Raw genomic sequence first — 14,490 nt, 5'->3', positions numbered from 1 at the left:
TGGATTTAAATTATCTATACCAATTAACATATTCAAAATTGAATGCTAAATTGCAAACAAGTTTATTTTTATAAATATTGATTATATATATTTATATTAAAACATTTTTAGCTAAATATTTTTAGTTAATCTTAATATACTTTACTTATTGTTTTCTATATATTCGAATAACTTTATTACGTGGTCTACTCCTTTGGTGTTTGCTGTTATTTGTGCTGCTTTAGCACCTTCAGATTTAGTTACAATACCCATTAAGAATACTTTCTTTTGATCAACAACTACGGAGATTGAATTGGTGGGGATATTTTTGTCTCTTAGGAAGGATGTTTTAATTTTTGATAATATTATTTTTTCTTTAGATTTGTCGTAAATAGTTGGTATATTTCTAATCTGTAATTGGTTTATTATAATAAAATTCCCTGTTATAGAGGAAGTTATTTTATTTACCATTGCTATATCAGATATTTTGTTTACATACCCTGTAATTAATACTTTTTTATTATATGAATTAACATTTATACTAAAATCTTTAGATTTATGTCTTTTTAATGTTTTGTTTATTTCATTCCTTATTTTTAATCCTAAGGTGTAATCGTCTATTTGAGATAGGACATTTCTTGGATCAGTAGCTACTGAAATAGTTGTAATAGCTGTTCCGCCGACAACTATTGGAATTAGGCTACAAGATGACAGACAGCATATAGTAGTTAACAACACAGCAAATCTATAAAAAACACTTATACTTCTTTTGTATTTGGTTGTAATCATTTTATTTTTCTATAAAGTTATGTTTAATTTATAAATAATTTGATTTCTCAAGTATCTAGCTTAACATATAGTTATTTTATTATCTTTAAAGTTGGTTTTTTTATGGTTAAAGACAGACAAATATCTGGTATTTCTGTTGATAATATATTTAATTCATTAAAACAAATAGAGTCTCAGAATTGGCCAGAATCATCATTGTATGTAGTATCTACACCTATAGGTAATTTAGGAGATGTTAGTCTTAGAGCTTTATATGTTCTGAGCATGGTTGATTTTATAGCTGTTGAAGATAAAAGAGTTAGTAGTATTTTGTTAAATTATTATGGGATTAAGAAACCATTTATCTTAGCTCATAAGCATACTGAGAAGAGCGCTGCGAATAAAATATGCGAGTATTTAGAGATGGGTAATAGAGTTGCGATTATTTCTGATGCTGGATCGCCAGTTATAAGTGATCCAGGAGTAGGTGTTATTAGTGAAGTTAAGTCTTGTGGTTATAGCGTGGTTCCAATACCTGGTCCTAGTGCTGTTATTGCTGCATTGATGGGTGCTGGAATAGTTTGTTCTAAAGATACTGGTTATTCTTTTGTTGGGTTTATTCCAACCAAACATTTGCAAAGAGTACATGTATTTAGTTCTTGGATCAGTACTAAAGTCCCTATTATTATGTTTGAATCCCCACATAGAATATTAAATAGCTTGCAAGATTTTTTAGAAGTTTTTGGACCATTGAGGTTTGTTACTATAGCAAGAGAACTTACAAAAAAATTTGAAGATATCCAAACTTTTCAATTAAAAAATTATCATCAATGGATCTCTAATTCTTTTTACGTTAAAGGTGAATTTGTAATTATTTTACATCCTAATAATGATGATGGTGATGTAGATAGTGATCTTGAGCATGGGGACGAACTAATAAAATCTTTGTTATCAGAGGGTTTATCAATAAGTCAATCTGTGAAGATTGCAGCTAAAATTACAGGTGTTTCTCGCAGTAAATTATATCAGCGTTCTTTATTATTTGTTTCAAAGGTTACAACATAATATGAAGGACCTATTTTATATTGATGAATTTACCCCTTTAGGGCCATTAAGAATTATATCTTCTAGTAAGTTTATAGTGTCAGTATTTTTCTTAGAAAAGAATAATGATTCTTTAAATAATTTGGTTATTAAAAATAATAAGTTAGATATTTTACAAAAAGCCTCTTTAGAGTTAAAACAATGGTTTTGTGGTGATAGAATAAGTTTTGATCTTCCATTGTTCTTTGAGGGTACTTGTTTTCAGAAAAAAGTATGGAATAGTTTAATTAAAATACCTTTTGGAGAAACTAGGAGTTATTCTGATATTGCAATTGATGTAGGAAATAGTAATGCTTACAGAGCCGTAGGAACAGCAATTGCTAGTAATCCTATACTGATATTTGTTCCTTGTCACAGAGTAATAGGCAGTAATAAAACTTTAAGAGGGTTCTCTAGTGGCTTATGGCGTAAAAAAATATTACTGTCATTAGAGTGTTATAGAAGTAAGTTGTAGTTATGATCAAGTTTTTTACTTTGAAGAGAATAATGACTTAAGTATATTATTATTTTCTAAGATTGATTGTGCAATATTGCTATAGCTTGTCTTTCCATAAAATCTTCTAATGTGTCTATGCCTCTCATTTTAAGTATCATATTACGAACTGCAGCTTCTACTATTACTGCTAAGTTTCTACCTGCAGCAACCTGTATCATTACTTTTCTTACTGGAACCCCTAAAATATCTTGAGCAATATCATATTGGAGAGGTAAGCGTTCATAGTTATCATTTATAACTGTTCTTAGTAGATGTACTATTAGTTTCAATCTCATTTTTCTACGAACTGCAATTTCCCCATAAATGGTTTTTATATCTAATAACCCTAAACCACGAACTTCTAGCAAATTCTGTAATAGAGGAGGGCATTTACCTTCTATTACATTTGGTGATACTTGGAATAATTCAACTGCATCATCAGCTATTAAGCCATGACCTCTGGATATTAATTCAAGAGCCAATTCACTTTTCCCTAGGCCGGACTCTCCTATAATAAGGACTCCTATTCCAAACACATCTAAGAACACTCCGTGTATTATTTCTGTTGGAGCTAGTTTTTTACCTATGTAAGATCTAAGTAGGTCGATTAATTGAGCGGCATCTATTTTTGTTGATAATAGTGGAATATTGTAATGAGAGCATTTTTCTATTAAGTCTTCTGGGATAGTAAGGTTATTTGCTACTAAAATTGCAGGAACATTTCCTGTGATTAGTTCTTTGACATTATACATTCTTCCAGCAGCGCTCAATCTATTGTAATACTCTAGTTCTTCATTTCCTATTACTTGTATTCTTCCTGGGTGAATTAAATTTAAGTGTCCTACTAGGTTTACTGCTGATTCTTTGTTGTCAGAAAATATTGGTTTATTAGATGATTCCTGCCCTGTCACCCAATTAAATTCAATTTCGTTACTATTTTCTAGAATTATATTTTGTATTGTTATCATTTTTATTTCAATGTCATTTGTGTTTATAATTTTTGTTTTATAATGGTGTTATAAATTATTTTTTTATCTTCTGTTTGTAGTATTTTATTTGTTGTCTTATCTAATAGATTGCTAGTTAGCTTGGTCAATATTTTTATATGTTCTTCTGCCTGATTTAATGGAACCAAGAAAAACATAAGAGTATTAACTAGTTGTCTATTTTGGTTATAGAATATAATTGGTCGATTTAGTCTTACAAAAGCAGCTATGGTTTTTTTTAGATCATAAACATATCCGTGTGGAATAGCTAAGTTATTTCCTATATAGGTAGAGCCTATTTTTTCTCTGGCTAGTAGGCTTTTAAATACAGCAGAGCTTGAGATATCATGCTTTCTTTCAAAAAATAAACTTATATTTTCAAATGCTCTTTTTTTACTTGTTGCTGACATCTCTAGTAATATGTTGTCAATTGGCAGTGCATTAAATAAGAAATTTGAATTCATGTTGAAAAAATAGTTAATTTGTTATTTTAGGTATTTATTGTCTAAGTATTGTATTTATTTTTTCTTGTGTCTGTATAGAATTCTCTTGGTTTTTCAAAAGTTAACTTAATAGTTGAATAAAGATATATTTCATATATTTTTAAATGTAATATTTAATCTTTTATTTTTAATATTTTTATTTAATATGCTTAGTATTTTTTATGTATAAATAGTAAATAATAATTTATCAAAGTTATGAAAACATTCTATTATCCTAAGTCGTTTATTTTATTATATGCTTAATATTGTATATTTTTATATTCATGAGTTTTCTTCTAAAAATATAAAATTAATTCAGTATAAAAACTATAAGCTAAAATGTTCACCAAGATAAATTTTTCTTACATCTTGGTTCAGAATAATTTCATCAGGGTTTCCTTCTGCTAGAACTTTACCATCATTTATTATGTAAGCTCTATCACATATGCCTAAAGTTTCACGAACGTTATGATCTGTAATTAGTATGCCAATACCTAGTTTTTTTAGAGATGTTATTATTTTTTGTAATTCAATAACAGCAATTGGATCAACTCCAGCAAAAGGTTCGTCTAATAATATAAATTTTGGGTATGTAGCTAAAGTTCTTGCAATTTCTAGGCGACGTCTTTCTCCTCCAGATAGGGAAATTGCCATATTGTTTCTTACATGTATAATGTCTAGTTCTTCAAGTAGAATCTCTGTGATTCTTTTTATGTCACTGTTAGAAATAATGCGCTGTGTTGTTTCTGTTATTTCTACTATAGCTCTAATATTTTCTTCGACTGTTAGTTCTCTAAATACTGATATATCCTGTGGTAAGTAAGATAATCCCATTCTTGCTCTTTTATATATAGGCAATTTTGTTATATCTATATCATCAATAAGTATTGAGCCTAGTTCTGTTTGTATTAGACCTAAAATCATATAGAAACATGTAGTTTTACCAGCTCCATTTGGGCCAAGTAGTCCTATAATTTCTCCGCTATTTAATTTTAAGGAAACATTTTGTACTATAAGCCTTTTATTGTAACTCTTTTGTAAATTCGAGGCTTTTAAAACACCTGTTTTTTTTAAGTGTCCTTGAAATTCAGATTCTATTTTCGTGCTCATCTAGAGCCTCACTAAGAAATAACAAATAAAAAAATAACAAATAACTTTTTTATATTATTGGATGTTAATAATATTATTTTTCGTTTTTGCTATTGTATGTTTGATAAGAATCATTTCCAATATTGTAGGTTATAATTTCGCTCTTTATAATATTATTTACATTGTTTGGTTTTTTATATTTAATTTCTGCATTGTTTATTAGTTTGATTTCATTAGTATGAGTATTGAACTCGAGCTTTTTGCATTTGCCCTCTAATTTTTCTTCGTTTTGATTTGTTGTATGATAAATTCTAACATCATCAGTTTCTGAAATTGCTGTATAAATTTGAGTGTTGTTTATATCAGTTTCAACAATTAATTTGTTTGTTAGTATTTTAGTAAGGTTATAACTTAAAGACACGTTCTCTAGAAATATATAAGTGTTGTTTCTTTTATTATAAGAAGCCTTATTTGCATGTATTATTATTTTGTTTTTTTGATAATTTATGTCGATGCTATTTATAGCTAAAACAAGGTTTATATATGAGCATATTAGAGATATTTGTACTGTAAATAATATTCTACATAATGTTTTTTTTATCATTCGATGGGTTTTAAAATCTATTTATTTCTTTATTTATTGTTAGGGAAGGATTGTTTACTTCTAATAAATCTTGTTCTTCTTTTATCTCATTTCCTTGTAAAATATTATCTATGTGCCCATTAGAATCTGTTGTAATAATTGTAAATCTTTTGCTATAAATTTTTGATGGTCGGTTGTTGTTTGTGATGTTTATTTTATCTCTGTAATAAAAGTCATCTGCCAAATAAGTTATAAATGTAATTATTATTAATATAACAATCATTAGAACAAAATTATTTTTCTTATAAAAAATCATTTTAATTTTAGTAGTACTTTATGTAAATAGTTTTGATTAGTTTAAGTCACAGAATTCAGAATTTCCGAATTATTATTTTGTATATATAATTATGGTCATCTTAGTTCCTCATATTTCTTTTATGGCTTTATTATCAAATATTTGTTATTAAAAAAACTAAACTTTGTGTTTTTCTAATTTTATAATAAAGTTACATATAAATTCTATTTGTTTTGCTCTATTAGTAATTTCTTAACAAGTAATATATTTTGTGTTTTGCACAACACATATTACTTAATTCTGTTGCCAATCATTAATTAAAAAATATATTTATTCTATTTGTAAAGATATGAGATTTATTTTACAAATGTTATTTGATTTTTACCTCGGTATTTTAAAACAATTAAAAAACTCTATTGAATTATTCAACTAACTTTAATAATGCAAATGCAATTGTTATTAATTGCTTGTAAGAATTCGATGCGTATCGACCCCATATTGGAATATATCATTTTATTATTTGTGAGTTCTTTATTTATAAAACAATTAGTATTTATGAAGTATGGATTTGTTTCTTAACTTAAATATACTATTTTCATAACATGATTTTTAGTAGTGAGTTTAGTCAAGTAAAATAGAATTAATATGTTTCCATAAGGCAAGTTATAATTTATAATGCATTTGTCTTTAGTTGTTTATACAGTTAATTTATCTGTTTTTGAGACTGAATTGTATCATAGGTTCTTGTTTTTCATTACTTTAACATACTGGGTTATAATCTTTACCTTATGAAGGGGCTTTTTAATGTTTGATTTTGACGTAGTTAGCCTGTCTAGATTTCAATTTGCTGCCACTGCTTTCTACCATTTTATTTTTGTCCCTCTGACTTTAGGGCTTTCTGTAATGGTAGCAATAATGGAAAGTGTTTATGTTATTACAGACAGAGAGATATGGAAGCGAATAACAATGTTCTGGGGAACATTGTTCGGAATAAATTTTGCTTTAGGAGTTGCTACTGGGGTTGTAATGGAGTTTCAGTTTGGAATGAACTGGTCTTATTATAGTCATTATGTGGGTGATATTTTTGGGGCTCCATTGGCCATTGAAGGGTTGATGGCCTTTTTTCTTGAAGCTACCTTTGTGGGTATTTTTTTCTTTGGTTGGGATCGTTTATCAAAAGTTAGTCATTTAATAGTCGCCTGGTTAGTGGCAATAGGAACTAATTTATCTGCTTTATGGATTTTGGTGGCGAATGCTTGGATGCAGAACCCAGTTGGTGCAGTATTTAACCCAGATACTATGCGAATGGAGATGACAGATTTCTTTACGGTGTTATTAAATCCTGTTGCTCAATCTAAATTTGTTCATACAGTTAGCGCTGGATATATTACTGGTGCTGTATTTGTATTAGCTATAAGTTCTTGGTATTTGTTGAAAGATAGGCATATTGATATAGCCAAACGCTCTATAGCTGTAGCTGTAGCATTTGGTTTTTGTGGTTCAATATCTGCAGTTATATTAGGTGATGAGAGTGGTTATTTGGCAAATGATCATCAAAAGATGAAACTTGCTGCTATAGAATCAATGTGGGAAAGTGAGCCTGCACCAGCTTCATTTAATTTATTAGCTATACCTAATTCAGAAAAAAGAAAGAATGATTTTGAAGTGAAGATTCCTTATTTGATGGGAATTATAGCTACTAGATCTTTAACTGAAGAATTGGTTGGTATAAATGATTTGGTTGAAAAAGGAAAAGATCGAATAAGAAATGGAATTACAGCATATCAAGCTCTTGAAAAGATCAGATCTAACCCTAGTGATGAAGAGTCAAGAGTTATATTTAATAATAATTGGAAAGATTTAGGGCATGGTCTTTTAGTAAAACATTACAAAACAAATTTTGATGATGTTACTGAAGATGATATATCTAAAGCGTCTCTTTATTTAATTCCAAATGGAATTGGTTTTTTGTTTTATGCTTTTAGAATTATGGTTCTATTAGGTTTTTATTTCATTGTTTTGTTTACTGTTTCTCTATGGTTTGTGTGGAACAATAGATTTTATACATCTAATTTCTTGAAAAAGTTAGCTTTTTATTCATTGTCTTTACCTTGGATTGCTATTGAATGTGGTTGGTTTGTCGCTGAATATGGAAGACAACCTTGGGTTATTGATGGCGTGCTCCCTACTTATTATGCTGCGTCTGGTTTAACTATTATAGATCTTTCTATTAGCTTGGCAGTTTTCCTGTTATTGTATACATTGTTATTTATAATAGGTTTTAAAATTATGTTGAAAGCTGTTAAACAAGGCCCAGATTCACATGATGATGTTGAATTTTCTAGGGTTGCTTCAGGGAAGATTAATTAGTAGGTTATTATAAATAATTATAGAGCGAGATTATGGAATCTTTCATTTTGTTTGATTATGCAACCTTAAGGTTTATATGGTGGTTATTATTAGGAGCTTTGCTTGTTTTTTTTGCATTAACTGATGGTTTTGATCTTGGAATTGCTGCTTTATTGCCATTAGTTGCTAAAACTGATAATGAACGCAGAGTAGTTATTAATGTAGTGGGTCCAGTATGGGAAGGAAATCAAGTTTGGCTTATAACTGCTGGAGGTGCAATTTTTGCAGCGTGGCCTTTATTGTATGCAGCTTCCTTTTCTGGCTTTTATCTTGCTATGTTATTAGTCTTGGTTGCTCTTATACTAAGACCTGTAGGTTTTAAATATAGAAGTAAAATTAAAACATCTATATGGCGTAGTTCATGGGATGCTATTTTATGTTTTTCTGGATTTGTAGCTGCTTTGGTTTTTGGTGTTGCTATGGGCAACGTTATTTTAGGAGTTCCACTAGGTTTTGATAGTATTTCCTTACGTATTATTTATGAAGGTAATTTCTTTCAGTTATTTAGACCTTTTGCTTTGTTAGCAGGACTGCTAAGTGTTTTTATGCTAACTATGCATGGGGCATCATTTTTGACTATAAAAACTGAAGGATCAATTCAGGAACGTTCTAGAAGTTATGGTATTGCATGTTCTATATTGACATTTTCTCTTTTTGTCATCGGAGGTTTTTGGTTAAAAAATCTTGATGGCCATGTTATTGTTAATAATTTAGATCATAATATTTTTTCTAATCCATTCTTAAAAATGGTAGAAGTGACAAAAGGTGCTTGGTTGTTAAATTATGAGAAAGTACCTGTTACTTGCCTTGCTCCTATTTTTGGAATAAGTGGTGCCTTTTTAGCTTTTTTAGGTTTTGTAAAAAGAAATTATAGAGTATCTTTTTTGGGTTCTTCATTATCTATATCAGGAATAATTATTAGTGTTGGAGTTTCTTTATTCCCATTTTTATTGCCTTCTTCATTAGGTGATTCTAGTGGAGGATTGACTGTATGGGATGCTTCTTCTAGTCATTTAACATTATGGATTATGTCAATTGTGGTAGTGATTTTCTTGCCAATAGTATTGGCATATACATCTTGGGTTTATAGAGTGCTAAGAGGTATTGTGACAGAAGAGTCTGTTAAAGAAAATCCTAATTCATATTAGTATTTTTAAGGAATATTTATATGTGGTATTTTTCGTGGATAATAGGTTTATGTTTTGCTGCTTCTTTTAGCATAATTAGTGCTGTTTTATTTGAATTTAAGAACAAATCAGATGATTAGTTTTTTTAAATGACTTATAAAGATAAACCTTCTAAAGAAGAAGTTAAGATTCTAGGATCTTGGCTTAATAGTTTGATAAAAATAACACCTATAGCAATGACTGTGGCTATAGGTGCTCCTTTATTAAATGGTTTAATTCTAATATTACAGTATTGGTGTTTGTCAGAAGTTATAGATAATATAGTTATAAAAAACATGAAAATATCTGATAGTTACTATCAGATATTTTATTTTATTTTATTTTATTTTATAAGATCAACGATTGCTTATATAGGTGAATTGTTTGCTATAGTTGCTTCTGAGAATATCAAATATAAATTGAGACAATTATTGTTTTATAAGTTGTGGTCGCAAGGTCCACAGTGGTCAAAAATACAAGTTTCTGGTTCGTTAGCTAATAGTATAATAGAGCAAGTAGAAATTTTAGATGGTTTTTTTTTCAAAATATATTCCAGTCGTTATAAATGCAGCTATTATTCCTGTAGTTTTTTCTATTCTAATTTTTCTTTTGATAAAGTTGTTGGTCTTTTGTTATTGCTTACTATTCCAATGATTCCATTCTTTATGATTTTAATAGGACTTGGGGCAGAAGAAGCTAGTAAAAAATATTTAGCATCTTTTTCTAAATTATCTGGTTTTTTTGCTGATAGAGTAAGAGGGCTAGATACTTTAAAATTATATGGCAGAGAAGAAATAGAACTTAATTCATTAAAGACTATTAGTGAATCCTTAAGAATACGTACTATGAAGGTTTTAAAAATTGCTTTTATATCATCTGCTGTATTGGAGTTCTTTGCTGCTCTTGGTGTTGCTGGTGTGGCTGTATATATTGGATTGAATTTTCTAGGTTTTCTTAATACAAATAATGAAGTTCTTGATTTACGTATGGGGTTATTTTTTTTATTAATGTCTCCTGAAATATATTCTCCATTGAGACAAATGGCACTTCATTATCATGATAGAGCTGCTGCTCGTGCTGCTGCTTATTATATTCAAGAGCTTTTTAATGGTTTACCTAATTTAGTAGATCATGGAAATTCATTGGATGATATAAATTATGGGAATATGTTAGATAAGTTTAATGATTCTTCTATTGAATTAATAGTTAGGAACCTGAGCTTAGATTTTCCTAACAGTTCTGATTTTGTTTTAAGGGATATAAATCTTCATTTAGAACCTAATCAACATGTTTGTCTTATTGGACCAAGTGGGGTAGGTAAAACTTCTTTGTTAGAATCAATAGTTAGATTGAAGAAATATAAAGGTTATATTTATTTAAATGGTTATGATTTAAATGTTCTTCCTGAAAATTTGTTGCGTAATAAAACTTGTTTAATAGGTCAGCGTTCTTATGTATTTGAGGATACTATTGCAGCAAATATTATGATAAGTAACCCTTATGCTAGTAATAGTGCATTGTTAGATGCAGCAGAAAGATCATTGGTCTTGGATTTTGCTAAAAATTTTAAAGATGGTCTTAATACTATAATTGGCAAGAATGGAAGAGGATTATCTAAAGGACAAATTCAAAGAATATCTGTTGCTCGTTTGTTTTTAAGAGATCCAGATTTAATACTTCTAGATGAGCCTACAGCACATTTAGACTTTGATACAGAATTACATCTTATAGAAGAGATAATTAATTTCTCTAGAAAAAAAACATTATTAATAGTTACACATTCAGATTATATTTCTAAAAAATTTTCCAAGAGATTGCTTCTGGATAGTCATGGAATAAGAGAAATATGAGACTATTATTTAGCATATTAGTACCATTATTAGCAAATAGAAAGGGCATGCTTTATTTGTCTTTGTTGTGTTTACTGTTAACTATTGCATTTGGAATTTTTCTATTATGTATTTCTGGATGGTTGTTAACTGCATCTGCTATATTGTCCTCAGGTTTGTATTTTAATCTTTTTGTCCCTTCTTCATTAATTAGATTTAGTTCTATCATAAAAGTTATATCTCGTTATTTTGAGAAAGTTACTGGCCATAATACTATATTGTGTTTACTGGTTGATTTACGAACAAAAGTTTTTGAATCTTTGATGCGTTTTAGTCCTAAAGAATTGTCAAAATATCGCAATGGAGATTTGGTTTCTAGATTAACTAATGATATAGATATGTTAGATACTGTATTCCTATTCTTTTTAGGACCTTTATTTGTAATGATTTTATTAAGTATTTTTATTATTTTAATATTGATTAAGTTATTGCCGATATTTACTTTTATTTATATATTTTTTATTTGTATAACTATCTTTTTTGTTCCTTATTTTGTTATTGCTCTTTCTAAAAATTTAGGAATTGCTCATCAAAGATTTTCTGCTGATATAAGAGATTCTATTTTGGAAACAATAAAATCTCATTCTGATATCATAATATTTGGTCTTTTCCCAAAAAAAGAAGATGATTATTATAATCTATGTAAAAATTTATCATCTGTAAAAAAGAATCATTCAATAATATTTATTACTGCTAATTATATAAATAATATTTTTTCAGGAATATTTATAGTTTGTGTTCTTATTATTTGTTTTAGGTATATAGATAAAAAATATATAGATTTTCCTATGTTTGTAGGTATTTTATTGGGTTTCTTTGGTTTGTTTGAGATAACTAACACTATTGTTAGGGGATCATCTCGTTTAGGAATGGCAATTAGTAGTGCTAAAAGAATTAGTGCTATAACTAATTTTAGCGAATGCTCTCTTTATAATGATAGATTACTAATTTTACCATCAAGTGGAAATATTATTTTTAACAATGTGAATTTTACTTATGATGAATGTAAGCAAAGTAATCTTATTTTAAAAGATATAAATTTTCATTTAGATGTTGGTGAAAAGATTGCTATTGTTGGAGCTAGCGGTTCAGGAAAAACTACTTTACTTAATTTATTGTTAGGTTTAGAAGAGCCTTCTGATGGAATTATAAGTTTTGGTGGCTGTAATATTAATCATTGTGTTCAATCAGAATGGCATAAAAGAATTAGTTTTCTTAGTCAAGATGCTCCTATCTTTATGGGTTCTATCAGAAGCAATTTATTGATTGCTAATAATCTTGCAAGTGATGAGCAGTTATGGAGTGTTTTGCAGGATGTTTATTTAGATGATTTTGTTAGAAAACTTCCATATGGTCTTAACACATGGATTGGAGAGTATGGATCAAATCTTTCTATGGGTCAAGCTAGAAGAGTATGTTTGGCAAGATCTTTATTATCTGAATCTCCTATATTGTTGCTAGATGAGCCAACAGCAAATTTAGATCATAGCTTAGAACAGAAAATTTTCAATAATTTAAATAACGTATATAGATATAAAGAAAGAAGTATTATCTTAGTTTCTCATGCATTTATACCTTGTAATACTGTGGAACACATATATAGATTAAAAAGTGGGCTTCTTTTAAAAGAAGCAAGTTAAATAAGAAGTTCTGAGTGTAAATAAAAGAACAATCTGAACTTCTTATATGTCGTTTTATAAAAAAAGTTTATAAGAAGGATTATTTGTTTCATCCCAGTATGGATAAGATAATTCGTTTAGAAATCTATTAAATAGCTCTCTATCTGATTCTGGGACTTGAATTCCTATGACAATTCTTCCATAATCAGCTCCTTGGTTTCTATAATGGAATAAACTAATATTCCAATTTGGATTCATAGCATTTAAGAAATTAATCAGAGCGCCTGGTCGTTCTGGGAATTCGAATCTATATAATAGCTCATTATTACTAAGACTAGACTGTCCTCCTACCATATGCCTAAGATGAGTTTTTGCGAATTCATCATTTGTTAAATCAATTATTCCAAATCCATTTTTTCTAAAAACATCTGCAATTTTATTTTTCTCTTCAGGATAAGATATTTCTACTCCTACAAATATATTGGCTTCTTTAGAACTAGATATCCTATAATTAAACTCAGTTATATTTCTCTTTCCTAAAAGGTCACAAAAATTTCTAAAACTACCTCTTTTTTCAGGTATTGTAACTACGAATATAGCTTCTTTCATTTCTCCGACAAGAGCTCTTTCTGCTACAAATCTTAATCGATCAAAATTAATGTTAGATCCACATGAGATGGAAATTATATTTTTGTCTTTAATTCCTGTTTTTTTTATGTATTGTTTGGCAGCTGCAAGAGACATGGCTCCAGCTGGTTCTAATATGGTACGCGTTTCTTGGAATACATCTTTTATTGCAGCGCAAATAGAGTCTGTATTAACAATAACAAAATCATCAACATATTTTTTTGTTAATCTAAATGTTTCTGAACCTACTATTTTTACTGCTGTGCCATCAGAAAATAAACCTACGTCTTTTAGTGGTACTCTTTCTCCAGCCTTGATGCTAGTATACATTGCATTTGAATCTTCAGTTTGCACTCCTATGATTTTAATATCTGGGCGTATTTCTTTAATATAGGCTGAAACTCCAGCTATTAGTCCTCCTCCTCCTACAGCAATGAATATTGCTTCTATAGGTTTAGAAAATTGACGCAGTATTTCCATGCCTATTGTACCTTGTCCTGCAATAACATCTGGGTCATCAAAGGGATGTACAAAAGTAAGTTTTTCTTCTTTTTCTAATAAAACAGCATGATTATATGAGTCGGTAAAACTTTCACCTACTAGAACGACTTCTCCTCCTAGTCTTTTTACAGCGTCAATTTTTAGCTGAGGACTAGTTGTGGGCATGACTATAACAGCTCTACAACCAAGTCTTTTTGCTGATAGAGCTACACCTTGAGCATGATTACCAGCAGATGCTGCGATTACTCCACGTTTTAGAGATTCTAAAGGGAGGTTTGCCATTTTGTTGTAAGCCCCTCTTAATTTGAAACTAAAAACTGATTGAGTGTCTTCACGTTTTAGAAAAATATTATTTGATAATTGTTTGCTCAATATAGGCATAAAGTCTAGAGAGGTTTCAGATGCAACATCATAAACCTTAGATGTTAAAATTTTTTTTAGATAATTAGTAGGCATAATATTATATTTGTATATTTAATTTAAATTAAAAGAATATTAGGTAATACATAACAATTTAA

At 28.9% G+C, this 14,490-nt stretch carries 14 protein-coding genes; 7 read left to right on the top strand and 7 right to left on the bottom strand.

Annotation, left to right across the window (positions count from 1 at the left end; genetic code table 11):
* Window positions 1–141 precede the first annotated feature (141 nt).
* The gene (locus tag CDSE_RS03450; protein ID WP_015396618.1) at window positions 142–768 is read right to left on the bottom strand and encodes a BON domain-containing protein; all 627 of its coding nucleotides are present in this window, start codon (window positions 766–768) and stop codon (window positions 142–144) included.
* A gap of 102 nt (window positions 769–870) precedes the next feature.
* On the opposite strand from CDSE_RS03450, the gene rsmI reads away from it, so the two are divergent.
* Both rsmI and CDSE_RS03440 read left to right on the top strand, forming a co-directional pair.
* Window positions 871–1,812 (top strand): 16S rRNA (cytidine(1402)-2'-O)-methyltransferase, encoded by a 942-nt coding sequence (gene rsmI / locus CDSE_RS03445; protein WP_015396617.1) that lies wholly within the window; start codon window positions 871–873, stop codon window positions 1,810–1,812.
* A gap of 1 nt (window position 1,813) precedes the next feature.
* Window positions 1,814–2,305, top strand: a complete 492-nt coding sequence (locus CDSE_RS03440; protein WP_015396616.1) for a methylated-DNA--[protein]-cysteine S-methyltransferase — start codon at window positions 1,814–1,816, stop codon at window positions 2,303–2,305.
* A 56-nt stretch (window positions 2,306–2,361) separates the two neighbouring features.
* Here CDSE_RS03440 and hprK read toward each other — a convergent pair whose 3' ends face one another.
* The 5 genes from hprK to CDSE_RS03415 form a co-directional block, all read right to left on the bottom strand.
* Complete coding sequence (gene hprK, locus CDSE_RS03435; protein WP_015396615.1) at window positions 2,362–3,294, bottom strand: HPr(Ser) kinase/phosphatase; 933 nt, start codon at window positions 3,292–3,294, stop codon at window positions 2,362–2,364.
* Window positions 3,295–3,317: 23 nt separating this feature from the next.
* On the bottom strand, window positions 3,318–3,776 hold the full coding sequence (locus CDSE_RS03430; RefSeq protein WP_015396614.1) for a PTS sugar transporter subunit IIA: 459 nt from the start codon (window positions 3,774–3,776) through the stop codon (window positions 3,318–3,320).
* A 345-nt stretch (window positions 3,777–4,121) separates the two neighbouring features.
* Window positions 4,122–4,904 (bottom strand): LPS export ABC transporter ATP-binding protein, encoded by a 783-nt coding sequence (lptB, locus tag CDSE_RS03425; RefSeq protein WP_015396613.1) that lies wholly within the window; start codon window positions 4,902–4,904, stop codon window positions 4,122–4,124.
* Between the two features lie 73 nt (window positions 4,905–4,977).
* Window positions 4,978–5,487: an LPS ABC transporter substrate-binding protein LptA gene (locus tag CDSE_RS03420; protein WP_015396612.1), complete on the bottom strand. Its 510-nt coding sequence runs from the start codon at window positions 5,485–5,487 to the stop codon at window positions 4,978–4,980.
* Window positions 5,488–5,497: 10 nt separating this feature from the next.
* Window positions 5,498–5,749, bottom strand: coding sequence for a hypothetical protein (locus tag CDSE_RS03415; RefSeq protein WP_148283577.1), 252 nt, complete (start codon window positions 5,747–5,749; stop codon window positions 5,498–5,500).
* An 816-nt stretch (window positions 5,750–6,565) separates the two neighbouring features.
* On the opposite strand from CDSE_RS03415, the gene CDSE_RS03410 reads away from it, so the two are divergent.
* The 5 genes from CDSE_RS03410 to cydC are packed head-to-tail and all read left to right on the top strand — an operon-like array spanning window position 6,566 to window position 12,865.
* Window positions 6,566–8,131, top strand: coding sequence for a cytochrome ubiquinol oxidase subunit I (locus CDSE_RS03410; RefSeq protein WP_015396610.1), 1,566 nt, complete (start codon window positions 6,566–6,568; stop codon window positions 8,129–8,131).
* Between the two features lie 32 nt (window positions 8,132–8,163).
* Window positions 8,164–9,318 carry a cytochrome d ubiquinol oxidase subunit II gene (gene cydB / locus CDSE_RS03405; protein ID WP_015396609.1) on the top strand — a complete coding sequence of 385 codons (1,155 nt, stop codon included), beginning with the start codon at window positions 8,164–8,166 and terminating at the stop codon, window positions 9,316–9,318.
* 20 nt (window positions 9,319–9,338) lie between these two features.
* Complete coding sequence (gene cydX / locus CDSE_RS03980) at window positions 9,339–9,437, top strand: cytochrome bd-I oxidase subunit CydX (protein WP_083873550.1); 99 nt, start codon at window positions 9,339–9,341, stop codon at window positions 9,435–9,437.
* A gap of 9 nt (window positions 9,438–9,446) precedes the next feature.
* Window positions 9,447–11,186 (top strand): thiol reductant ABC exporter subunit CydD, encoded by a 1,740-nt coding sequence (gene cydD / locus CDSE_RS03400; protein ID WP_015396608.1) that lies wholly within the window; start codon window positions 9,447–9,449, stop codon window positions 11,184–11,186.
* Window positions 11,183–12,865, top strand: a complete 1,683-nt coding sequence (gene cydC, locus CDSE_RS03395; RefSeq protein WP_015396607.1) for a thiol reductant ABC exporter subunit CydC — start codon at window positions 11,183–11,185, stop codon at window positions 12,863–12,865. The genes cydD and cydC overlap by 4 nt, the downstream gene beginning before the upstream one ends.
* Window positions 12,866–12,919: 54 nt before the next feature.
* On the opposite strand, the gene ilvA is transcribed toward cydC, so the two are convergent.
* Window positions 12,920–14,428 carry a threonine ammonia-lyase, biosynthetic gene (gene ilvA, locus CDSE_RS03390; protein ID WP_015396606.1) on the bottom strand — a complete coding sequence of 503 codons (1,509 nt, stop codon included), beginning with the start codon at window positions 14,426–14,428 and terminating at the stop codon, window positions 12,920–12,922.
* Between the last annotated feature and the right edge of the window lie 62 nt (window positions 14,429–14,490).

The organism is Candidatus Kinetoplastibacterium desouzaii TCC079E (assembly GCF_000340795.1).
Lineage (GTDB): Bacteria > Pseudomonadota > Gammaproteobacteria > Burkholderiales > Burkholderiaceae_B > Kinetoplastidibacterium > Kinetoplastidibacterium desouzai.
The sequence above is the reverse complement of the archived record's forward strand: the minus strand, read 5'-3'. Positions and strand labels throughout refer to the sequence as shown.

Excerpts from the sequence above, each read along its gene's own strand:
- cydC (WP_015396607.1), top strand. The coding sequence starts at position 11,183 with ATGAGACTATTATTTAGCATATTAGTACCATTATTAGCAAATAGAAAG.
- CDSE_RS03410 (WP_015396610.1), top strand. The coding sequence starts at position 6,566 with ATGTTTGATTTTGACGTAGTTAGCCTGTCTAGATTTCAATTTGCTGCC.
- rsmI (WP_015396617.1), top strand. The coding sequence starts at position 871 with ATGGTTAAAGACAGACAAATATCTGGTATTTCTGTTGATAATATATTT.
- CDSE_RS03430 (WP_015396614.1), bottom strand. The coding sequence starts at position 3,776 with ATGAATTCAAATTTCTTATTTAATGCACTGCCAATTGACAACATATTA.
- CDSE_RS03450 (WP_015396618.1), bottom strand. The coding sequence starts at position 768 with ATGATTACAACCAAATACAAAAGAAGTATAAGTGTTTTTTATAGATTT.
- cydD (WP_015396608.1), top strand. The coding sequence starts at position 9,447 with ATGACTTATAAAGATAAACCTTCTAAAGAAGAAGTTAAGATTCTAGGA.
- CDSE_RS03440 (WP_015396616.1), top strand. The coding sequence starts at position 1,814 with ATGAAGGACCTATTTTATATTGATGAATTTACCCCTTTAGGGCCATTA.
- hprK (WP_015396615.1), bottom strand. The coding sequence starts at position 3,294 with ATGATAACAATACAAAATATAATTCTAGAAAATAGTAACGAAATTGAA.
- lptB (WP_015396613.1), bottom strand. The coding sequence starts at position 4,904 with ATGAGCACGAAAATAGAATCTGAATTTCAAGGACACTTAAAAAAAACA.
- ilvA (WP_015396606.1), bottom strand. The coding sequence starts at position 14,428 with ATGCCTACTAATTATCTAAAAAAAATTTTAACATCTAAGGTTTATGAT.
- CDSE_RS03420 (WP_015396612.1), bottom strand. The coding sequence starts at position 5,487 with ATGATAAAAAAAACATTATGTAGAATATTATTTACAGTACAAATATCT.
- CDSE_RS03415 (WP_148283577.1), bottom strand. The coding sequence starts at position 5,749 with ATGATTGTTATATTAATAATAATTACATTTATAACTTATTTGGCAGAT.
- cydX (WP_083873550.1), top strand. The coding sequence starts at position 9,339 with ATGTGGTATTTTTCGTGGATAATAGGTTTATGTTTTGCTGCTTCTTTT.
- cydB (WP_015396609.1), top strand. The coding sequence starts at position 8,164 with ATGGAATCTTTCATTTTGTTTGATTATGCAACCTTAAGGTTTATATGG.